This window comes from Gulosibacter sp., assembly GCF_052090685.1.
In the GTDB taxonomy this organism is placed as follows: domain Bacteria; phylum Actinomycetota; class Actinomycetes; order Actinomycetales; family Microbacteriaceae; genus Gulosibacter.
Map to the genome: position 1 here is coordinate 1 of NZ_JBQDBE010000021.1, position 19,300 is coordinate 19,300.

Here is a 19,300-nt window from a genome sequence, read left to right on the forward strand (position 1 = left end):
TCAAATGAGGCAACGTATCGAGCTACGCGGAGGTTTCTTATGAGTCAACGCGCGGGGTCGCGCGGTGTTCGTTTCTCGCGTAGACTTGCTCGTTGGTGTAGGGCTCACGCTTCGAGACCTCTTGACTCAGCCCGCTCCGGTCATTTGACCGATGCGCGGTGGAGCCCCATCGCCCGCGAGGCACGCACCGATTGCGAAGCCATTTCGCGGAAGCAGACATTAACTCATAGAACAGGAAGGCAACCATGCCAGTCCCCAAGCGCAAACTGAGCCGCTCGAACACCCGTTCGCGCCGTTCGCAGTGGAAGGCCAAGACCCCCACGCTCATCAAGACCGTTGAAAACGGCAAGGTTACCTACAGCCTCCCGCACCGCGCGAAGCTCGTAGAAGACGTTGACGGCACCCCGCTCCACTACGAGTACAAGGGCCGTCGAGTCGCCGACGCATAGTCAGTGACCACACGCACCAAGAAGTCCGACCCCGAGATTGCCGACCCAGCTCCGCTGGCACAGGCACTCGGGGTCGACTTCGTTCCAGAATTGCTCGACCTCGCGCTGACACACTCTTCGTGGGCATACGAGCACGACGAAGCGCCCGATAACGAGCGACTCGAGTTTCTTGGCGATTCGGTGCTCGGGCTTACTGCCGCGAGGCTCGTCTTTGACGAGTTTCCGGAGGCTCACGAGGGCGAACTCTCACGTCGACACCACGCACTGGTGTCGACTGTGACACTTGCCGATATCGCTCGCAAAATCGAGTTGGGGCCATTTCTGCGGCTCGGTCGCAGTGAGCACCTCACCGGCGGGGTCGACAAAGATTCGATTCTTGCGGATGCACTGGAAGCGGTATTCGGGGCGGCTCACCTCTCGGCAGGATTCGAGGTCGCAACCGACCTCATCCTTCGCCTTATCCGTCCCTACCTCGCCGATATCGATCGGCTCAGCGCGGAGATGGATCCGAAAACAGCCCTCATTGAGTGCTCCTTGGAACGCGGCGGCGATGTGCCCGTTTACGAAGTCACGGGCGAAGGCCCGGACCACGAGCGTGTGTTTACCGCGATCGTGCGCGTTTCGTGCCGCGAGAAGTTGCTCGTCGAAGCGAAGCGAGAAGGCCGCAGTAAGAAGCAGGCTGAAATTGCCGCGGCACTCGCTGCCTGGACCGAACTGCGCCAAACACCCGCCAAGGGCAAATAGCGATGCCCGAACTGCCCGAAGTGGAGGTGGTTCGTCAGGGCCTCGCAGCTGCCGTCGCAGGTTCGACGATTAGCGCTGTTGAGGTGCTCGACGAACGCGCACTCAAGCGACACCGCGGTACGCCGCTCGATTTCGTGTCGCGCCTCGAGGGGCGCGTGCTGTTGCCGGCCAGCCGGCGTGGCAAATTTCTTTGGGTGCCGCTGGAGCCACTGGCGGGGTTTGAGGCTGATTCCCGGCCGCAGGATGCGCTTCTTGCCCACCTGGGGATGAGCGGCCAAATGCTGGTGCGCACGCTCAGCGCGCCCGAGGACAAGCAGCTGCGGATTCGGATGCGGGTCGAAGGGCCGGCGGGGGAGTACGAGCTGCGGTTCATCGACCAGCGGCTTTTCGGATCGCTTGCCGTCGACGAACTTGTGGCTCCCGTGGATGCCGCGACCGAACGCATCCCGAGCCAGGTCACTCACATTGCTCGTGACCCGATCGATCCACTCTTTGATCGCAAGCTCTTCTCGCTCCGGATGCGATCGACGAAACGCGGTATCAAGGCGGCGCTGCTTGACCAGGCGATCATCTCGGGCGTGGGCAATATCTATGCCGACGAGGCACTGTGGCGAGCACGATTGCATTGGGCGCAGCCCGCGGCTACTGTTTCGGCACGCAAAATCACCGAACTGCTCGAGCACGTGCAGGATGTGTTTGCGCAGTCCCTGGAAGAGGGCGGCACCTCCTTCGATTCGCTCTACGTCAATGTGAACGGTGAGTCCGGGTATTTTTCTCGATCGCTGCAGGCCTACGGCCGCGAGGGCGAAGCCTGCCCACGGTGCGGCACCGCGATCAAGCGCGAGCCATTTGCGAACCGATCTTCGTATCGCTGCCCCCGCTGTCAGCGGAAGCGCTGATCACTGGGTTTCGTCAGAATGGGAGATCTGCAGCCTTCGTGTCGGTTGGGAGATAGAGCACCCCGACGATGGCGTTATCTTGGTCGAACGCGACCCGTCCCATAACCTCGCCAGCCTCTTGGCGTAGGGCGGTGACTCCAACGGCGATGCCGAGAAGCTTGCCATCGCTCATTTCGCTGAGTTCGTTGAGCGGGGATATGCCGCCGGGGTAGGTGACATAGGTCTTGGTGATTGATTCGAGGCTGCCGAATTCGGTCAAACACTGGTTCCAAACCTCAGCGATATCAGTCCAGGGCAGTTCTTTACGTGCTGTTGGGTGGATCATCCCCATGGCTAGTTCTTCTTCACCGCGTGAAACATGTGTGAAGAACTGTTCGGTGAGACGTTTTGGTTCATTGAGGTTGCGGGGGGTCATCTGTTCTCCTGTCAGGATGTTCGTTGTAGTTCCGAATCGTTTGAATGCTGCTTGTCGTGTGATGCCAAGGCGCCGGCCAATATCTGCCCATGACTTTCCAAGTGCCCGTTCGGCAGCCACAGCGTTCGCCAGGTTTTGCTCGGCGTCTTGCAACGCATTGAGTGCTCTCAATAAGTTGTCCATGAAGAAAGTCAACCATTGGTTGACTGTCGCGTCAACCATAAGTTGACAGAAATCGAAACAATCACTGCCGTACGGTGCTCGGCAGCCCCTCGGTGCGATGTTTGATCCGCTCGCTCCTCTCAGTAGCGTCGGTGGCGACTCTGAGACCTGCGGATAACCTCGGTCGACATTACCAATTATTGGTATACTCGTCGCATGGCAACCAATACCTCGGTCAGCTTGGATGACCATTTCGCAGGATTCCTCGCACGAGAAGTTGAGAGTGGGCGTTACAAGTCAGCGAGCGAGGTGGTGCGTGCTGGGCTGAGGCTGCTCGAAGATCGAGAGACTCAGATGAGGGCTCTGCGAGAAGCGCTCCTTGCTGGCGAAGCGAGTGGTGAGCCTGAGCCGTTTGACTTCGACGCATTCATTGCCGCGAAGAAATCGTGAGCATCGTTCGGTTCACTCCTGCGGCGCGGCATGATCTTTCATCGATTTGGGATTACACCGCCGAACGCTGGGATGTATCGCAAGCTGACACCTATATTGGCGAACTCCAAGCCGCGATCGAACGTGTTGCAGAACAGCCAGAACGCGGTCAGGCATGCGATGAGATTCGAGAGGGCTATCGTCGATATGCGGTCGGTAGCCATTTGGTGTTCTATGTCACGTCAGAACTCGGCGTTGATGTGATCCGTATCTTGCATCAGCGAATGGATCCAAGCAGAGACTTCTAGCGCACTGGGCAGTATCGGCCGTATTCGGACATGAACGTGCATAAGTGTTGAAGTCGGGGTACTTTTCGCGATCGCTGCAGGCCTACGGCCGCGAGGGCGAAGCTTGCCCGCGCTGCGGTACCGCGATCCAGCGCGAGCCATTTGCGAATCGGTCGTCGTATCGCTGCCCGCGGTGTCAGCGCATGCGGCAGTAATGCGGCAATAACCTATTCGGTTTGTGCAGATGGCATCATTAGAAGAAAGCGGCCCAGCCGAAGAATTTGACTTCGCTGTATTCATCTCGGCGAAGAAGTCTTGAACACTTATCGGCTGAGAGGCCGTTGATCAAAATTCGTTAGCCTCGAATCATGTCAAGGAAGACAGTCGCCAGTCGTCCCGCGCTCGCGTGGGGGCTGCTAGCTGCTCGTCTCGCCGCGATCGCGATCGTAACAGTCGTGATGTGGGCCATCCTCGCCGGATTTTTCGATACCCCTGGGTTCCCGCCGAGCATGGTCTGGGCGACCGCTGGCCTGCTCCCCGTTAACCTGCTTAGCCTGTGGCTCGTGTTGCGACTCTATCGTCGCGAAGGCATTTCATTGCGGGATGCATTAGGTATCCGCCGAGGCAAGATCGGTCGGGACATCCTCTGGGGATTGTTGTGGCTGGTCGTCGTGAACACACCGTTTATGGTCGGGGTCTCTGGCACGGTGTTTTTGATGTACGGCGCGGACGCTCCGGCTGCCTTCGAGACAATCTTCGTGAACCCGGAAGCGACTTCCGACATCGCACCGCTCTGGTTGCTGGTGATTTCGATCATCACGGTCATCCCGTTCATGCTCATTAATGCGCCGACCGAGGAACTCGTCTACCGCGGCTATGGCATGGACGGTATCGCGACAAAACACGGCGGCGTGTTCGCCGTGATCGCGACGTCGATTCTATTTGGCGTGCAGCACATGGCCTTCGCCGCGACGCCACCTGGAATGCTGGTTTTCTTCGTTGCCTTCACGCTGTGGGGTGCTGCCGCCGCAATCATTGTGCGGAAGCAAAAGCGGCTGTTCCCGATCGTGATCGCGCATTGGATCATCAACATTATGCTCGCCGCACCCGCGATCGTTTTCCCGATTCTGCAACTCACGGGCGTGATTCCAACCCAGTGACTTGACCGACCTATCTCGGTGCGATTGCCCGAAGATTTGCGAGTGGTCCACTCGACTCTCGCTTGGTGCGACAACCCGTCTCAGAACGGTTGCATTGAGCAGACGCTGCTGTAACCATGAATAAGCTGCACGCATGGTCGACGTCCGTGCGTCGCCGTACAATAAGGGCATGACTCCGAAGCTGTCTGACTGCATTGAAGCGGGCAAGAGCCTCGACGCCGATGAGCGCGAGATTGCCGCGCTCGCGCTTCAGCAGGTCGATCGGACAGCCCAGGCAGAGATCGATGCCGCCTGGGACGAGACGATCGACCGCAGGTTTGATGATCTTGCCAACGGCGAGGTTACGCCAGTCAGCGGCCGTGAGACCATCGCCATCGCGCGCGCGATCGGCTGCACGGCGCGGATGAACCTTGACTGGAGCGAGCATCCTGAGGCTCGTGCCGACTTCCTGGACGCCCACCGGCGCTACGACGAGATCGGCGACGGAACGCTGGGTGACGAGTTCATCGACGCGGCCGAATCCGCGGCGGAGCTGATTCTTCGGTGGCCGGACGAGGCGATGGTACGTACATGGCACCTCGGCAAGTTCCCTTACCGGCTCGTTTACACCGTCCGCGCGAAAAGAGGTCTTCGTGCTTGCCTACGCGCACGAGGCGCGCAAGCCCGGCTACTGGTCGCACCGCGTGAGCAACTGACCTGTCAATGCAGCAACCGCGTCGTTTCGACTCGGGGACCCTGTACGTTTCAAACTCTGAAATGTACGATATAAGCATGGCTACCTTGGCATCCTCTGACGCACGTAAGAACTTTGCTGATGCAATTCGCATGGCTCAGACCGAGCCTGTCATGATTGAAAAGCGTGGCGAACGTCAAGTAGTGATGCTTGCGCCAGAATTGTTTGAGCGCCTCACGGAGGCTGCAGAAGAGCTCGAAGACACTGTTGCCTTCGATGAAGCGATGAACGAAGAGGGGGAAAATATCCCCTGGGACGAGGTCAAAGCTGATCTGGGATGGGCGTGAGTTACCGCATTGAGGTTCGTCCCGCTGCACTCCGCGCGCTACGCAAAGTTCATCCGGACCACCGGAAGCGTATCCAAGGTGCCATAGCGTTGTTGGCTCAAATCCCAAGGCCGCCAGGAGCAGTTGCTCTCCGTGGCCGCGAAGGGATGAGGGTGCGCGTTGGCGACTATCGGATTATTTATACCGTTCGAGACGATGTGTTGCTCGTTGTTGTGGTGAGTGTTGGACACCGCAGGGAGATCTACCGTTGAGCTCAGGCACAGGCTGGGCCCTCGCGCAAAGAAATTACCTGCGATGACGCGGTATGACGACGAGTTGCATACTTCGGTGACAGTCATTCGGACACTGGTTAGCGTGGCCGCATGACTACTACACTCACTGCATCCACCGAAATTCCTGAAATCTCCGCAGACGACCGTGCCGAGCGTCTCACCGAGGCAGGTCAAGCTTGGAGCGACCGCATCGACGCGAAGCGCTCCTCTTCAGAACTCACGTACCGCGTCACCGGTTTCGGCGAAGGTGCCGTTGCGACTCGCGTGACCTCAGGGAAGCACGAGTTCGTGGTCGACGAACCGGCCGCGCTCGCGGGTGATGACGTCGGTGCGAGCCCGGTCGAATACGCACTCGGCGCACTCATTGGGTGTCAGACCGTCGTGTACCGCCTCTACGCACAGAACCTCGGCATCCAGGTTGATGAAATCAAGGTCACTGCTGAAGGTGATCTCGACGCGGCTCGTTTGCTCGGGAAGGACCCTTCGGTCCGCCCCGGATTCAGCGGCGTTCGCCTTAATGTTGAGATCACGGGACCGGAAACCCAGGAGCGCTACGAAGAACTCCGCGTTGCCGTTGATGAGAACTGCCCGGTATTTGACCTCTTCGCGAACCCGACCCCGGTCGAGGTGACCGTCACGAAGGCTTGACTCCTTCAGTTTCAAGCTGCGAAAGCCGCGCTCACAGCGCGGCTTTCGCAGCTTAAGATTCGCGATCAGTAAGAGTGCCAGTCGTCGCTCGAGTCCTCCGTGCCCGCATCCGGATCGCCACCGAGCATTTGGCGCGTGAGCTGACCTCGCGCGCTCAACAGCTCCTCGAGCGCGAGTTCCAAATGTGCGTCACCTGCGGTTTCGTCGGGGGCGGCTGCGAGCAAGACGCTGCGGCGGACCAATTCTTTGGCGAAGGATGCGGTTACCCCGTCCGTACGTTCGGCCGCTTCGACGAGGGCCCGCTCCGAGAAGTTCAGACCGCGCGCATAGTGTCGGTAGAGCCGTGTCCGTTCGTCGAGCTCGGGCAGCGGAATTTCCACTGCGAGATCCACCCGGCCCGGTCGTTGCGCGAGGGCACGTTCGAGCACATCCACCCGGTTCGTGGTCATCACGAACGCAACGTCGGCATCACCATCCAGGCCATCGAGTGCCTCAAGGACTTCGAACAGCAGTGGTTGCGGCGAATGGTGCCGTTCCATCGCCACGAGGTCGATGTCCTCCAACACCACGATCGAAGGCGAAAAGGTCCGCGCGATCTCGGCAGCCGTGCTGATGAATTGGATGCTCGTCCCAGTCAATAAAATCACGGTCGCCTCGATCGACCTCGACAGCAGGTGACGCACCGTGAGTGTCTTGCCCGTTCCCGGAGGTCCATACAGCAGCACTCCGCGTTTGAGGTGCTGGCCCGCGGTGAGCAAGAGTTGGCGATGTTCGCCAATCCCGACGACGTGTTGGACGACCTCGTCGAGGATTCCTTCCGGCAGAATGACATCCTCCAAGGACACATCCGGGCGCTGGAGGAAAGTCGCACCCGCATCGCCGCGGCCGTACTCAGTTGGTGTGAAAGACAACACCTGGCCGCGCAATACGCTGTGCTCGAGCATTAGGGCACGCAAGTGTGACAGGAACGCAGAGACGACACTGGGGTCGGTTCCCATCACTTCGAGACCCGCGCTTTTGCGCCCTCGTTCCGGAGCCGCGGCCCGCTGCGTGAGCGCGATTGGCTGTCCGTCATGGGCGAGCAGGCGCACACCCATCGAGACAACCCGACGGTTCGTCGTCGGCCCGGTTGCCCGCTCAGAATAATCCACGGGTCCTATCGGGAAGGGCACGTGCGGGTTGCTGATCAGCTCAGCCATGCCCATGTGGTGACGCTGCTCACCTCCGCCGACGCCAAGCAGTTCACCGTTCGTTTCGGCGGCGATCAAATCCAATGCGATATCCGCATCCACGAGACGGTGGTCAGCAATATCTTCTTGCACGACCGCGACTTGCGACGCATCCGCGCCGAGGTGATCGCTCACGATATCGCCGAGGGGAGTGCGTTTCGGGAGCAATTCTTGCTGACCAAGCGCATTCACGCGTTCGAGGTAGCGGGCAACGGCCCGCATTATTTCCCGGTCTTGTTCGTCCATTCGCGGCCTTCCGTCTACCGGATGCTCACGGTAGCAGGGCTGGCATGCACCGAGCCCTGCCGGCTACCGGTCCACGCAGCGAAAAACCTCGAGGTTTGAGATTGCTCGGCTATCGGCTGCTGCTAGTCCTCGAGAATTGGCGTCCGACCGTATTTCGCCATGAGGAGCAGCACGAGTGCGCCGCCCGAAAGGATGCCGTCGACCATGCCAGCAGGCAGCATGAACATCATCAGTGCCAAGGTGACCGTGCAGTTAATGAGTGACAGTACATAGCCCCACTGCCGATTTCGAAGTACCCCGATTGATCCGAGGATGCGTAGGGCCACGAAGACGCCACTGATCGCCATCATGAGGTACAGGTGGTCGTCAAAGAACGGGACGATAAAGGAAAATCCGCGCGAAAGCATCCCGGCATCGATACCCATTGCGAGCATGACAAAAAGCCCGATAAAGGGCAGTCCTTCCATGAGCACGCCCTGCGCGAACTGAAGTCCTGCGGCCCATTTCAGTTGCGTGCGGCTCGTTCGGGACTTTCCATCGGTCGGCGCCATCCGCGAAGAACTCCTTGACGTTGTGGGGAAACCTGCGGCCCTGATCCTACAGAGCCGCTGAAACATGTGAGTTTCAGGTGAAGGCTTGCGCATGTAATGGTGATGCTCGCATGCTTGAAACATGTCAATGATTCAAGTGAGAAATGTGCCCGAGGAATTGCATCGAAAGCTGAAAATGCGGGCCGCACAAGAAGGAATAACATTGTCGGAGTTTGCGCTTCGCCAATTGAGCGATGCAGTAGCGGTACCGAGCGTGCAGGAGTTGAAAGAGCGTCTAGATGGTCGCGAGCCGCAACCATATAACGGCGAGACTGCGGCAGATTCGGTGCGTGCTGAACGAGATATCCATTGATTGTTCTCGATACTTCGGCAGCGATCGAACTCTTACTCGCACTTCCGCAATCCAAAGCTGTGCAAGAAGAAGTTGAACGGGCGGGATGGCGCCTCGCGGCACCAGAGTTGTTGACTATTGAAGTGCTTCAGGTCATGCGTCGCCGCGTCGCGGCCCAGCTGTCCTCGCTTTCAAGCGCGAATACTGGGCGAGCACTGTTCACTGACCTAAACATTCAATTTTTCGATCATTCATTGGTCGCCAATCGTGTGTGGGAACTCCGGGAAAACCTCACCGCTTATGATGCGAGCTATGTGGCACTTGCCGAGCTTCTTGACGCACCGCTGCTGACTACTGATGAACGATTGGCTCGTGCTCCAGGGCATCGAGCACAAGTCATTATCGCGGGGTCGAACTAACTGGCACTTGCGCCGGGGAGCCCAGCACTTCGCCGATGATGATGGAGGCGATCGCGCCACTGAGGAGTAGCCCTGCGAGGACGACAAGTTGAAAGAGCCCCGCGTCGATCGGACTTGCGCCGGCGAAGACGGCGCCGGTGAAGGCACCGGGAAGCGTCACGAGCCCGGTGGTTTTCGTTTGGTCGATGGACGGGATGAGCGAGAGTTTCGCTGCGGCAGCACGAAACCTCGCGGTCGCTTGACGGTTCGTTGCGCCGAGCGAGAGCCACCCCTCGATTTCGCCGCGATGGTCTGCGAGTTGTTCGCGGAGGTGCCGCGCCGACAGTGTCGTCACAGTCATCGCGTTGCCGATGACGATACCGCCGACCGCGAGGAGGTACTGCGCTCCTAATTCAATCGTGCCGGTGCCGAATGCTATTCCGATCGCTGCGGTTACGCCGCTTGCGATCGACAACGCGACCGCAAGTAACACTCTGGCGCTCATCCCGATTCGATTCGCCGCTGTGAACACCGCGATGATAAGCATGACCCCGAGCCAGGCGAATACCCACCCGACATTGGTCATGATGAACGACAGAATGAGTGCGAGGACCGCGAGTTGCAGACCGGCGCGAACAATCGCTACGACCGGTTCCCAACCCAGCGGCACTTTCGCGCGCCACAGAATGCCGGCGGCGAGCAACGCCATGCACAGGCACATGATGACGATGCGGGTCGGGTCGAGGGTTTGGTCCACACTCACTAACCTAACGTGGACTGGGCAGTCCGAGTGGTGCGCCTGACCTGGGTGACGCTGTACTAATTGCCTGGCAAGCGAGCGTTGAGTGCGCTGCTGTTTGTCGCGATTGAGCGAGACAGAATCCAATTGAATACGCGAGTGGTTCGTGAAATACAAGCCATTTCGTTAGCTCGGCAATTCTAGTGATTATTCCAAGTCTCGTAGGTGCTTATTGGACCAATCATTCGAAAACTTCGTCTGCGCGTCTTAACTCCGCGCCAAGCGCAAGAATTGTCTCGCGGTGGTTCGCGCTCATAGGGGAACTGTATCGCGCAGGATCGAGCTACCGATTCCAGTTTTCTCGTATCGGTCAAACACTTGTTGGGAGTCGATGACATCAACCGAAAGTCCAGTAATTTCGGTCAACGCCTCGGACAATCGAATCAAATCTCGATTCGAGTCGGGCCTGAACTCGACGATGAGGTCGATATCTGAGCCAGGTCGATCAGTGCCTCGCGCCGTGGACCCGAATATTCCAGCCTTGCGGACTCCGAACGTCTTCAGCGCACGAATGATATCGCTGCGGTGCGCTGCGATCGCTTCTCGTGGCATCAGCGTCGGTGTACCCATATCGCAATTCTAACGAGTATTGCGTCTTGGGACGCGTTTCTGCCGCGGCTACCGAATTGTGCGGAGTCAGACAAACGATGAGCAGTTACATTGCTATCGATCTCCACTCCCATCCACAGAACTCCTCGCCAAATGGCCGATCAGCGGCAGGCACGCCGGTAGGATTCATGCATCCAGTTCCCGGCGAGCAACGCCATGCACAGGCACATGATGACGATGCGGATTGGGTCGAGGGTTTGGTCCACACTCACTAACCTATCCTGAGCGATAGTGGCCGTTTGGCGATGAGCAGGAAGCCGATCGAGTGAGGATCACTGTGCAACGCAGAATGATCGCGGCAGGAGTCTTTGCAGCATTGTGGCTCTTGTTCGGTCTCGGATCGTATGCCTTGCAGTTCGCCGGTGGTGCCGCAACGACCGTGGCCCGGCTGATTCCATCGCCGCTGACTGGCACCTATTTTGGCCTCCCCTTGGGGTGGGTGGTCGCGGTTCACGCGCTGACAGTGCTGGTCGTCTTCGCCGGGTATACAGCGATCGTGTCGCTGCTCGCGTCCCGCTCGCGTGTCTCGTTTGCTACGGGATGGCTCGCTGCGGTGCTTACGGCTTGTCTGGTTGGTGGCGTCCTCGACCTCGGGAGATTTGTGGCCTGGGTTGGCATTCTCGGCATCCGCGGTTCGCTAAACATGATGGAATCCGCGCCGCAGATCGTGTTCTGGGCCTTGCTGGTCGGGTGGATTCCCGGGCTCATCGCGGCTTCGAGCCGCCGGGCCGAAGGCGACCGTACCAAGAACAACCCGAAGGTCAGTCTCTTCGCAGTCACGTCAATCGCGATATGTGCCGCAGTTGCGCTGCCGTTTGTGGCGCACGGCGCGAGTGACGCATCCCAGGCGCAACTGCTACGAGAGCAAGAAGAAGCAGAAGCCGAGGCGCTCGCGAATGCCGATCCAGCGGGCGCTGCACCGCGCGATCCAGATGCCACCGGGGAGCCCGTACCGACTGTGGTGCCATCGACAACGCCGGCGCCAGCTGACGCGTGCACGTCCGCGAACTCGACGATCATGGCACCGAGTGCGGATGCCGCGACTGGGCATCGAGTGCAGCAACTGCAACTCGTCAATACCTCGGATGCGCCCTGCACCGTCGAGGGCTACCCGGATGTCGCGTTCGGTGATCAAAACGGCCACCTATTGGATGTGCAAATTGAGCACGGCGACTCGTTCATGGCGCAAGATCCGGGTCCGGTGCCGATCACCCTTGAGCCGGGTGATTCAGCGGCGGCGAGCTTGGGGTGGGATGCCAATTCGGTGCACGGTAGCCTCGCGGCTCGAAGCTTGTGGGCGGCGGCATACCCGGGCGCTGAGCGGCTAAATTGGGGCGTCACACACGACATCGTTCCCGGGGCGACGGTGTATGTCACGGCCTGGCAAAGGTGCGAGTAGGCGATCTGGTTTCCACGGGGCAGCTTGCGGCTCATGAGCGCATTCCTTCGGTCAGGCAACTCGCGAAGGATCTAGACGTTGCGCCGGGTACGGTCGCGAAGGCTTACAAGGCGCTCGGCACTCGAGTAAGTGAAGGCGCTGGGGCAGTTCAGCGTTCGGTGCTGACTGCCGCGCGCGAGTTAGTTGACAACAGTGTTCGCTCCGGTACGAGCTTGGACGAGACTGTTCGCATATTGCGCGCGATCTGGCCCGAAGAAGAAAGTACGCGCTAATTCGTCGGTGCCGCTTGGTTTGCTTGGTGGGTGGGACGACAACGAGACGCTACAAGCAGCTAACGTCGGAGGCCCCGGTTACCGTAATGACACCGTGCGCAGGCCTCGGCAAGCTAATGCATTCGATAAAAGATTCGAAGAATAGTGGTTGACAACTCGAATATATGTTCGCTAAAATTGAATGCAAGAAGTCGGGTGAAAGTTCGACATTGAGTTTGCTGCCACACGAGGGGGTGACACCAAATGACCATCAACCACGACGACCCAGATAACGTCGGTCGGGACCGTCCGCGGGAGAACCGTGGCCGGCGCACGGACGCGGATGCGCTCCGCGCTGGTGAGCTGAAGTCCGCCCTGTCGGAGTTTGGTGACGCATACACTGCGCGTGGTGTGAGTGAGGGGCGGATGATCCGTGCCTTGAGTACCGCATACGGCATTGCGTGGGAGCGTGCCCAAGCAACGATTGCGTCGCCTGCGCATGTGCGCGGAAGCGACGAGCAGGTGTTCTCGTGGCACTTCACCTCGGTACTTGGTGAGTTCGCGGTCGCGACTCACGACTCCGACCGATCGCTGCGCAACCGCGCCGCTGACGCCCACCTGCTCGTTACGAAGTTTCTGTCGTGGGTGGAAGCGCTCGAAGCCGGGTTCGTGGACATGCGCCATGTCACGGCGATGCTCCAGCACAGCCGGGCACTCGACGATAGTCATCTTCCGGCCTATGGGGCACAAGTGCTCGAGTACGCGTCCTCGCACACCCCCGGTCAAACTGCGCGGTTCGCGGAGCGGGCTGCGAGCACGATCGCCGCTGAGGCTTTCGAGGCTGCGCATGAGCGAGCCCGTGCGCAGCGGTCGGTGCGGATTCGCCACGACGGCCTCGGCATGGCGGTATTGAATGCCTACTTGCCGAGCGAGATCGCGGCGCCCATCGGGCAGTTGCTCGACAAGCGGGCCCGGGAACAGCGTGAGTTCGACGCGGCTGCGACCGAGGACCACGCCGCCGCGGTCCGTGCGGCTAGGGTCGCTGGCGCGGCAGCACCGGCTGTGTTCGCGCCGGATGCCCGCACAGTCGTGCAGATCCGCGCCGACGTATTCGCGGAGACTCTGTTATGTGCGACGCCGGGTGCGTCGAATGTGCGCGCGGTTGTGAGTATCACTGTCCCCGCTCTGACGTTGTTGGCGGGTCGAGTGGATGGAACCGCACCAGCGTTGTTGGATGGCATGTTGCCGATGAGTTTTACTGAGGCCCGCCAGCTTGCTGGCGAAGCGACTTCGTTCGAGCGGGTGCTTACCGATCCGGTCACCGGGCACACCACATGTGTGGACACCTACCGCCCAGACTCGAGCCTCCGGCGATTCTTGCAGGTTCGCGACCGTACTTGCCGGTTCCCCGGCTGCATCCGTCCGGCGGCGTTGTCGGATCTTGACCACACGACGCCCTATATCGACGGCGGCGCGACAAGCGAGCAGAATCTCGCGCACTTGTGTCGCGGGCATCATGTGCAGAAGCACGAAAAGCCCTGGTCGGTCACCAACCTCGGCGGTGGCGTCCTCAAGTGGCAAACACCTCTCGGACAAATCGTGGCGACTGCACCCGAACCGATCGGTCCGAGGTTCCACCCCAAGATCAATGGCACCGCAGCCGACTGCCATGATGGGGGAGAGTCGCAATTTGGCGATGAACAAAATTCTGCCAGTGTGCCCACTGACAGCAATTGGGCGGATGAAAACGACCGGCCGCTATGGGACGACACTCCGCCGCCATTCTGACTTGAAGGTGTTCTCGACGCCCAACCCACAGAACTCCGCACCAAATGGCCGATCAGCGGCAGGCGCGCCGGTAGGATTCATGCATCCAACTCCCGCAAACTGCCCACCGGGAACATCCGCGGCGAACCGAAAGCAAAACCATGCATTTGAAGACCTTGACGATCAAAGGCTTCAAGTCGTTCGCGAAACCGACCACGCTCGAGTTCGAGCCCGGGGTGACGTGCGTGGTTGGGCCAAACGGCTCCGGTAAGTCGAACGTCGTGGATGCGCTGGCCTGGGTCATGGGAGAGCAGGGCGCTAAGACGCTCCGCGGCGGGAAAATGGAAGACGTCATCTTCGCCGGTACCGCAACGCGCGGACCGCTCGGACGCGCCGAAGTTGCCCTCACGATCGACAATGCGGATGGTGCGTTGCCCATCGAATACACCGAAGTCACCATCAAGCGGACGCTCTTCCGCTCGGGCGGCAGCGAGTACGCCATCAACGGCGAACAAGTGCGTCTCCTCGACGTGCAAGAGCTCCTCAGTGACTCGGGTCTTGGGCGCGAGATGCACGTCATCGTCGGCCAAGGTCGCCTCGACACCGTCTTGCGTGCGACTCCCGAAGAGCGGCGCGGTTTCATCGAAGAAGCGGCCGGAATCCTCAAGCACCGTCGACGCAAAGAGAAAACGGTGCGCAAGCTCGAGGGCATGGAGCAAAATCTGCAGCGGCTCCGCGATCTCGTGACGGAAGTCCGCCGGCAGCTGAAACCACTCGGGCGGCAAGCCGAGGTCGCACGCAAAGCGCAAGGGATCGCCGCAATCGTTCGCGACGCCAAAGCGCGCCTCTACGCTGACGAAGTCGTGGGCCTGCGCGACCAGCTGCGTCGCGCATCCGCCACAGAACAGGAACGTTCCACCGAGCGCCTCGTGCTGCAAGAGAAACTCGATCAGTCACTCCAACGGATCGAGCAGCTCCAGCAAGCCCAGCGCGGCGACGCGGTCGACAAAGCACGTCGCGTGGCATTCGACCTCGAAAGTGTCCGCGAACGGCTCCGCAACTTCCAAATGCTGGCGGGCCAGCGGGAATCAATGCTTCGGTCTCGACTCGAAGAGCCCGCCGTGACGGTTTCGGTATCGGATGCGGACATCACTGCGGTTCGTGAGGAAGTGACCGATCTGCAGCGCCGCGGGTCCGAGGCCGAAGCGTCCTGGCAGCACGCGCAAGAGGCCACCGCCGCGGCACGAAGGGAACTCGACGCCCTCGACGAAGAGATCGCGGCGCAGTCTGCCCTGCTTTCGAAGCACGACTTGCTCTCCACCGAGCTCAAGGGCAAAGCGGATGCGGCAGCACAACGTCTTGCCGGAGTCCGCGGCGAGGTACTTCGTAGCGAGAACTCGCTGCGTTCGGCTGCGGACCGTTTGAACACTGCGGAACAAGAACTCGTCGAGGTTGAAAGCGAAGCGGAAGCGAGCGAGGTCGACTCATCGGGGCTCGACGACCGCTATGCGCAGGCACAGGACCTCGTGACGAGCGAGCAGGCACAGATGGACGAATTGCGCGATGCGATTCACGATCTCGAACGAGAACGCGATTCACTCGATGCCCGCCGCAAAGCGCTTTCGCTCGCATCCGAGGTTCGTGACGGTGCCCAAGCGCTCCTGGCGAGCGCACAAGAGGGCATTGTCGGCCGAGTCAGCGACAAGCTGCGCGTCGAGCGCGGCTTTGAAACAGCGATCGCGGCGGTACTCGGTGAAGCGGCGGATGCGGTGCTCACTTCCTCAGACGAGGTTGCGTTTGCACTCGTGGCTGAGGGCAGGACGGACGGTCGAGTCCAGCTGGTGGCGGAATTTTCGGGCGCACGTGAGGATGCAGATTTCGCTGCGGACGTGCGGAAAACAGGGGAGCAGCACGGCATTTCGCTGCAGCCCGCGACAGAACTCATCCGAGGTGTCCCGGCCATTACCGCACAGCTCGCACGAACGCTGATCGTGGAGTCGCTTCCGAGTCGCGACATTTCGCGCGCGGTGCTCGAATCACTGCCGCAGGGCTCAGCGCTTGTGAGCCGCGACGGTGCAGTCCTCACCTCGAGCACCCTCACCGCAACGAGCGATTCCGAAAACGACGCGGGTGGCGCAAGCCGCATCGAGTTGCTTGCGGAACGCGACCGGGCCGCAAGCGAACTTGAACGCGTAACCAAAGAGCTCGACGCGCGCTCAATTGAACGGGCCGAGCGCCGCGCATCCTTGCAATCGGCAAAATCTGCCGCGGAAGCCGCACTCGCGGATCTTCGCGGGTTCGACGCGGAATTGGCAGCACGACGCGAAGCGCTCAACCGGGCCCGCGCCAGAGTGGAATCCGCGAAGGGTGAACTTGGGCGCGCAGAAAAGGCGAAGGAACTCGCCTCGCAGAATATCGCCGAGGTGGAGGAACGCGCCGCCAAGGCGAAATCGGCGCTGGAGATTCACCAGTCGCAGCCCCGTCCGATATTCGATGGATCGAAGCGCGGCGAATTTGCTGCGACCGTAGAAACCCGCCGCGAGGCCGAGGTAGAGGCAAGACTCGCGGTGGAAACACTCCGCGAACGACTGCGCGCAGAACAACTGCGGATCGGTGAACTCGAACGTAAACGCGAGGCAGAACGCGAAGCCGCGGACCGGGCCGCCCGCGAGACGGTGCTGCGACGGGCGGAACATGAGCGTGTGCTCGCGATCATCGCACGCATCCCGGTGCTGCTCGAATCAATCGACCGGAGCCTGACGGAAGCACGCACCGAGCTCGCCGAGGCCGAGCGAAAACGCGAGGCGCAGGACAAAGAACTCCTCGATCTGCGTGAGCGCGAATCGCAGCTGCGCAAACGGCTCAATGTCATCACCGAAGACGTCCACAATCTCGAGCTGCAAATGTACGAGCGAAAAATGCAGCTCACTAACCTTTTGGAGCGAGCCGCCAGCGAACTCTCGCTGGCGGAAGAGGTACTTCTCGACGAGTACGGGCCGGAGAGCTACGAAGACGGGGAGGTCTTCGATCGTGCCGAGCAGCAAAAGCGGCTCAAGCAAGCGGAAAAGGAAATGTCGCAGCTCGGTCGCATCAACCCGCTTGCGTTGGAAGAGTTTTCCGCACTCGAACAGCGCCACGCCTATCTCAACGAGCAGCTCTCGGACCTCGAGACCACCCGCGCGGACCTCATGAAGATCGTGTCGGATATCGATGAGCGGATGCGCACGGTCTTCGCCGAAGCATTCGCCGACACCCGCGAAGCTTTCCACGAGGTCTTCCCGATCCTTTTCCCCGGCGGAAGCGGGGATATTTCCCTCACCGACCCCGAGAACTTGCTTCTCACCGGTATCGAAGTGGCGGTGAAACCCGCCGGCAAAAAGATCGACAAGCTTTCACTGCTCTCCGGTGGCGAACGCTCGCTCGCAGCGGTCGCGCTCCTCGTCGCAATTTTCAAGGCACGTCCGAGCCCCTTTTACATCATGGATGAGGTGGAGGCCGCGCTCGACGACGCTAACCTGGGGCGCCTGCTCGAGGTCTTTGAGAGTCTTCGGGAGTCGAGTCAGCTCATTGTGATCACCCACCAGAAACGCACGATGGAGATTGCGGATGCGCTCTACGGTGTGTCGATGCACCGCGATGGTGTCTCCACCGTGGTCGGTCAGCGTGTGCGCGAGTAGCGCCGCCTACCATGGGGAGACGAGAGTGAGATCGACAAGGGAGTCGAAATGACAGAGCAATTATCCGTCGCGCCGGAATTTGTGCGCCTGAAGACCCAGCACACCGCCGTCGTTCGAGGGGAGGGCGTGCCGGTGGAAGACATGATCCGCTTCCTCGACTCGGCGTTCACGGTGCTTCGCGCAGCGGTGGATGCCGCCGCCATTGCCCCGGACGGCCCGGCCTATAGCCGTTATGACACTGAACTCGAAGGCGACGTGACCATCGAAGCGGGGATTCCGCTCCTCGCCGCGCTCAACGGGCCGATGGAATTCAACGGCGTGACGATCGTGCCGGGGGAGTTGCCCGGGGGAGAGGTTGCCCGTGCGATTCATGTCGGTCCGTATTCAGAACTTTCGGATGTGTGGCAGGAATTCTTAGCGGACGTCGAGCGCACCGGCCGGTCGCCGCAGAAACCATATTGGGAGACCTATCACGTCACGCCGGGGCCCGGAACGGATCCCGCGCGATTGCGAACGGAACTCACCGCGCTCGTCACACCCCAATAATTCAAGGAGCACAGCACCCATGCCGCTTTCCGCAATCGAATTCATTGACTTTCCAGGGTGCCCCACCGCCGTTGTTCGGCGCGAGGCACTGACCACCGACGCGATGGCGCCCTTTATGGATTCCTCCTTCGGAGCCCTCGGTGCCGCTATCCAGTCAGGAGTGTTCACTCCGGCCGGGGCGGCATTCTCTCGCTATAACTCAGCGTTCAGCGAGACAGTCGATCTCGAAGCGGGGTTCCCGACCGTCGAACCACTGTCGCAGGATTTTGAGTCCGGGGATGTGACCGTGGTGGCCTCCGAACTGCCAGCAGGACTCATCGCCACGGCGAAGTTCACGGGAAGCTACGAGGGCCTCGGGGATGCGTGGGCTGAGTTTCTCGGCGGCGTAACGGCACAGGGGTATGAAGTGCTCATGCCGTATTGGGAGGCCTACGACACCGAGCCGACCCCCGAGATGGATCCCGCGGATCTCATTACGGGGCTCGCAACGCTCGTGCGTAAAGCCGGCTAGCAGCGCGTGACGCCGACCCCTACCAAGCTTCGAGCGCGCGCACGGTCGAGATTGCCGCTTGCGCGGCTTCCGCGCCCTTGTCTTCGCTGGAGCCGGGAAGCCCCGAACGATCAAGCGCCTGCTGCTCCGTGTCACAGGTGAGGAGACCGAACCCGACGGGAATGCCGGTGTCGAGCGCGACGGAATTAAGTCCATCCGTGGCGGCACCGCAGACAAAGTCGAAGTGCGGAGTGCCGCCGCGGATCACGACGCCGAGCGCGATAATCGCATCGGGAGCGCGTTTCGAACGGGCGATCCGTGCGGCAGCGACGGACAGCTCGAAGGATCCGGGGACCTGCACGACCTCGATATCAGTCACCTTGGCTTCTTCGAGTGCTCGCTTTGCGCCATCAAGCAGTGCCGTGGTGATCTGCTCGTGCCAAGAGGCGGCGACAATCACGACGCGCAGCCCGGTGCCGTCAACCTGAATGGTGGGGGAGCCTTCTTTACTCATGTGGTTCC

The 19,300-nt window shown here is 60.5% G+C and carries 24 protein-coding genes and 1 pseudogene; 19 read left to right on the plus strand and 6 right to left on the minus strand.

From position 1 onward, the window contains the following. The first annotated feature begins 245 nt into the window (after window positions 1–245). From rpmF to mutM, 3 genes are read left to right on the plus strand one after another with little or no spacing between them, the layout of a single operon-like run. Complete coding sequence (gene rpmF, locus ACTHXA_RS12480) at window positions 246–449, plus strand: 50S ribosomal protein L32 (protein WP_441672848.1); 204 nt, start codon at window positions 246–248, stop codon at window positions 447–449. 3 nt (window positions 450–452) lie between these two features. Next, window positions 453–1,193: a ribonuclease III gene (gene rnc / locus ACTHXA_RS12485; RefSeq protein ID WP_441672850.1), complete on the plus strand. Its 741-nt coding sequence runs from the start codon at window positions 453–455 to the stop codon at window positions 1,191–1,193. Between the two features lie 2 nt (window positions 1,194–1,195). Further along, entirely contained in the window at window positions 1,196–2,092 is an 897-nt protein-coding gene (gene mutM / locus ACTHXA_RS12490; RefSeq protein WP_441672851.1) for a bifunctional DNA-formamidopyrimidine glycosylase/DNA-(apurinic or apyrimidinic site) lyase, read from the plus strand. Between the two features lie 13 nt (window positions 2,093–2,105). On the opposite strand, the gene ACTHXA_RS12495 is transcribed toward mutM, so the two are convergent. Continuing rightward, window positions 2,106–2,690 carry a hypothetical protein gene (locus tag ACTHXA_RS12495; protein WP_441672852.1) on the minus strand — a complete coding sequence of 195 codons (585 nt, stop codon included), beginning with the start codon at window positions 2,688–2,690 and terminating at the stop codon, window positions 2,106–2,108. Between the two features lie 195 nt (window positions 2,691–2,885). Between ACTHXA_RS12495 and ACTHXA_RS12500 the strand changes: the two genes are divergently transcribed. From ACTHXA_RS12500 to ACTHXA_RS12535, 8 genes and pseudogenes are all read left to right on the plus strand, one after another. Continuing rightward, a complete protein-coding gene (locus ACTHXA_RS12500; protein WP_441672854.1) occupies window positions 2,886–3,119 on the plus strand; it encodes a type II toxin-antitoxin system ParD family antitoxin in 234 nt (77 codons plus the stop codon). Further along, complete coding sequence (locus ACTHXA_RS12505) at window positions 3,116–3,406, plus strand: type II toxin-antitoxin system RelE/ParE family toxin (protein WP_441672855.1); 291 nt, start codon at window positions 3,116–3,118, stop codon at window positions 3,404–3,406. Before ACTHXA_RS12500 ends, ACTHXA_RS12505 begins: the two co-directional genes overlap by 4 nt. A 50-nt stretch (window positions 3,407–3,456) precedes the next feature. Next, window positions 3,457–3,600, plus strand: a pseudogene (locus tag ACTHXA_RS12510) (zinc finger domain-containing protein); the annotation flags it as partial. A gap of 153 nt (window positions 3,601–3,753) precedes the next feature. Next, window positions 3,754–4,545: a CPBP family intramembrane glutamic endopeptidase gene (locus ACTHXA_RS12515; protein WP_441672857.1), complete on the plus strand. Its 792-nt coding sequence runs from the start codon at window positions 3,754–3,756 to the stop codon at window positions 4,543–4,545. A gap of 169 nt (window positions 4,546–4,714) precedes the next feature. Next, window positions 4,715–5,314 carry an addiction module protein gene (locus ACTHXA_RS12520; protein WP_441672859.1) on the plus strand — a complete coding sequence of 200 codons (600 nt, stop codon included), beginning with the start codon at window positions 4,715–4,717 and terminating at the stop codon, window positions 5,312–5,314. Between the two features lie 2 nt (window positions 5,315–5,316). Continuing rightward, on the plus strand, window positions 5,317–5,565 hold the full coding sequence (locus ACTHXA_RS12525; RefSeq protein WP_441672861.1) for a type II toxin-antitoxin system Phd/YefM family antitoxin: 249 nt from the start codon (window positions 5,317–5,319) through the stop codon (window positions 5,563–5,565). Next, window positions 5,556–5,816 (plus strand): type II toxin-antitoxin system RelE family toxin, encoded by a 261-nt coding sequence (locus tag ACTHXA_RS12530; protein WP_441672863.1) that lies wholly within the window; start codon window positions 5,556–5,558, stop codon window positions 5,814–5,816. Before ACTHXA_RS12525 ends, ACTHXA_RS12530 begins: the two co-directional genes overlap by 10 nt. Window positions 5,817–5,927: 111 nt before the next feature. After that, the gene (locus ACTHXA_RS12535) at window positions 5,928–6,485 is read left to right on the plus strand and encodes an OsmC family protein (RefSeq protein ID WP_441672865.1); all 558 of its coding nucleotides are present in this window, start codon (window positions 5,928–5,930) and stop codon (window positions 6,483–6,485) included. 65 nt (window positions 6,486–6,550) lie between these two features. On the opposite strand, the gene ACTHXA_RS12540 is transcribed toward ACTHXA_RS12535, so the two are convergent. Together ACTHXA_RS12540 and ACTHXA_RS12545 are read right to left on the minus strand one after the other, a co-directional pair. Next, complete coding sequence (locus tag ACTHXA_RS12540; protein WP_441672867.1) at window positions 6,551–7,960, minus strand: AAA family ATPase; 1,410 nt, start codon at window positions 7,958–7,960, stop codon at window positions 6,551–6,553. A 122-nt stretch (window positions 7,961–8,082) separates the two neighbouring features. Continuing rightward, entirely contained in the window at window positions 8,083–8,511 is a 429-nt protein-coding gene (locus ACTHXA_RS12545; RefSeq protein ID WP_441672869.1) for a hypothetical protein, read from the minus strand. Between the two features lie 121 nt (window positions 8,512–8,632). Here ACTHXA_RS12545 and ACTHXA_RS12550 point away from each other — a divergent pair, with 121 nt between their 5' ends. After that, on the plus strand, window positions 8,633–8,863 hold the full coding sequence (locus ACTHXA_RS12550; RefSeq protein WP_441672871.1) for a FitA-like ribbon-helix-helix domain-containing protein: 231 nt from the start codon (window positions 8,633–8,635) through the stop codon (window positions 8,861–8,863). Beyond that, window positions 8,860–9,261 carry a type II toxin-antitoxin system VapC family toxin gene (locus ACTHXA_RS12555; protein ID WP_441672873.1) on the plus strand — a complete coding sequence of 134 codons (402 nt, stop codon included), beginning with the start codon at window positions 8,860–8,862 and terminating at the stop codon, window positions 9,259–9,261. The genes ACTHXA_RS12550 and ACTHXA_RS12555 overlap by 4 nt, the downstream gene beginning before the upstream one ends. Here the strand turns inward: ACTHXA_RS12555 and ACTHXA_RS12560 are convergent. After that, entirely contained in the window at window positions 9,242–9,997 is a 756-nt protein-coding gene (locus ACTHXA_RS12560) for an ABC transporter permease (RefSeq protein WP_441672875.1), read from the minus strand. The genes ACTHXA_RS12555 and ACTHXA_RS12560 overlap by 20 nt on opposite strands. A 294-nt stretch (window positions 9,998–10,291) precedes the next feature. Further along, window positions 10,292–10,609, minus strand: a complete 318-nt coding sequence (locus ACTHXA_RS12565) for a nucleotidyltransferase family protein (protein WP_441672877.1) — start codon at window positions 10,607–10,609, stop codon at window positions 10,292–10,294. 316 nt (window positions 10,610–10,925) lie between these two features. Here ACTHXA_RS12565 and ACTHXA_RS12570 point away from each other — a divergent pair, with 316 nt between their 5' ends. The 6 genes from ACTHXA_RS12570 to ACTHXA_RS12595 all read left to right on the plus strand — a co-directional run bounded on the left by ACTHXA_RS12570 (window position 10,926) and on the right by ACTHXA_RS12595 (window position 18,799). Beyond that, entirely contained in the window at window positions 10,926–12,047 is a 1,122-nt protein-coding gene (locus ACTHXA_RS12570) for a DUF4232 domain-containing protein (protein WP_441672879.1), read from the plus strand. Next, window positions 12,038–12,319 (plus strand): GntR family transcriptional regulator, encoded by a 282-nt coding sequence (locus tag ACTHXA_RS12575; RefSeq protein ID WP_441672881.1) that lies wholly within the window; start codon window positions 12,038–12,040, stop codon window positions 12,317–12,319. The genes ACTHXA_RS12570 and ACTHXA_RS12575 overlap by 10 nt, the downstream gene beginning before the upstream one ends. 243 nt (window positions 12,320–12,562) lie before the next feature. Further along, window positions 12,563–14,086, plus strand: a complete 1,524-nt coding sequence (locus ACTHXA_RS12580) for an HNH endonuclease (RefSeq protein WP_441672883.1) — start codon at window positions 12,563–12,565, stop codon at window positions 14,084–14,086. A gap of 140 nt (window positions 14,087–14,226) precedes the next feature. Further along, window positions 14,227–17,742: a chromosome segregation protein SMC gene (gene smc, locus ACTHXA_RS12585; protein ID WP_441672885.1), complete on the plus strand. Its 3,516-nt coding sequence runs from the start codon at window positions 14,227–14,229 to the stop codon at window positions 17,740–17,742. A 48-nt stretch (window positions 17,743–17,790) separates the two neighbouring features. Beyond that, window positions 17,791–18,288, plus strand: a complete 498-nt coding sequence (locus ACTHXA_RS12590) for a GyrI-like domain-containing protein (protein WP_441672886.1) — start codon at window positions 17,791–17,793, stop codon at window positions 18,286–18,288. A gap of 19 nt (window positions 18,289–18,307) precedes the next feature. Further along, on the plus strand, window positions 18,308–18,799 hold the full coding sequence (locus ACTHXA_RS12595; RefSeq protein WP_441672888.1) for a GyrI-like domain-containing protein: 492 nt from the start codon (window positions 18,308–18,310) through the stop codon (window positions 18,797–18,799). 19 nt (window positions 18,800–18,818) lie between these two features. On the opposite strand, the gene ribH is transcribed toward ACTHXA_RS12595, so the two are convergent. After that, on the minus strand, window positions 18,819–19,292 hold the full coding sequence (ribH, locus tag ACTHXA_RS12600) for a 6,7-dimethyl-8-ribityllumazine synthase (RefSeq protein ID WP_441672890.1): 474 nt from the start codon (window positions 19,290–19,292) through the stop codon (window positions 18,819–18,821). Window positions 19,293–19,300: the final 8 nt, after the last annotated feature.

Bases quoted from the DNA above. Each gene is read 5' to 3' on its own strand.
- rpmF (WP_441672848.1), top strand. From the start codon at position 246: ATGCCAGTCCCCAAGCGCAAACTGAGCCGCTCGAACACCCGTTCGCGC.
- mutM (WP_441672851.1), top strand. From the start codon at position 1,196: ATGCCCGAACTGCCCGAAGTGGAGGTGGTTCGTCAGGGCCTCGCAGCT.
- ACTHXA_RS12495 (WP_441672852.1), bottom strand. From the start codon at position 2,690: ATGGACAACTTATTGAGAGCACTCAATGCGTTGCAAGACGCCGAGCAA.
- ACTHXA_RS12500 (WP_441672854.1), top strand. From the start codon at position 2,886: ATGGCAACCAATACCTCGGTCAGCTTGGATGACCATTTCGCAGGATTC.
- ACTHXA_RS12515 (WP_441672857.1), top strand. From the start codon at position 3,754: ATGTCAAGGAAGACAGTCGCCAGTCGTCCCGCGCTCGCGTGGGGGCTG.
- ACTHXA_RS12520 (WP_441672859.1), top strand. From the start codon at position 4,715: ATGACTCCGAAGCTGTCTGACTGCATTGAAGCGGGCAAGAGCCTCGAC.
- ACTHXA_RS12525 (WP_441672861.1), top strand. From the start codon at position 5,317: ATGGCTACCTTGGCATCCTCTGACGCACGTAAGAACTTTGCTGATGCA.
- ACTHXA_RS12530 (WP_441672863.1), top strand. From the start codon at position 5,556: ATGGGCGTGAGTTACCGCATTGAGGTTCGTCCCGCTGCACTCCGCGCG.
- ACTHXA_RS12535 (WP_441672865.1), top strand. From the start codon at position 5,928: ATGACTACTACACTCACTGCATCCACCGAAATTCCTGAAATCTCCGCA.
- ACTHXA_RS12540 (WP_441672867.1), bottom strand. From the start codon at position 7,960: ATGGACGAACAAGACCGGGAAATAATGCGGGCCGTTGCCCGCTACCTC.
- ACTHXA_RS12545 (WP_441672869.1), bottom strand. From the start codon at position 8,511: ATGGCGCCGACCGATGGAAAGTCCCGAACGAGCCGCACGCAACTGAAA.
- ACTHXA_RS12550 (WP_441672871.1), top strand. From the start codon at position 8,633: ATGTCAATGATTCAAGTGAGAAATGTGCCCGAGGAATTGCATCGAAAG.
- ACTHXA_RS12565 (WP_441672877.1), bottom strand. From the start codon at position 10,609: ATGGGTACACCGACGCTGATGCCACGAGAAGCGATCGCAGCGCACCGC.
- ACTHXA_RS12580 (WP_441672883.1), top strand. From the start codon at position 12,563: ATGACCATCAACCACGACGACCCAGATAACGTCGGTCGGGACCGTCCG.
- smc (WP_441672885.1), top strand. From the start codon at position 14,227: ATGCATTTGAAGACCTTGACGATCAAAGGCTTCAAGTCGTTCGCGAAA.
- ACTHXA_RS12590 (WP_441672886.1), top strand. From the start codon at position 17,791: ATGACAGAGCAATTATCCGTCGCGCCGGAATTTGTGCGCCTGAAGACC.
- ACTHXA_RS12595 (WP_441672888.1), top strand. From the start codon at position 18,308: ATGCCGCTTTCCGCAATCGAATTCATTGACTTTCCAGGGTGCCCCACC.
- ribH (WP_441672890.1), bottom strand. From the start codon at position 19,292: ATGAGTAAAGAAGGCTCCCCCACCATTCAGGTTGACGGCACCGGGCTG.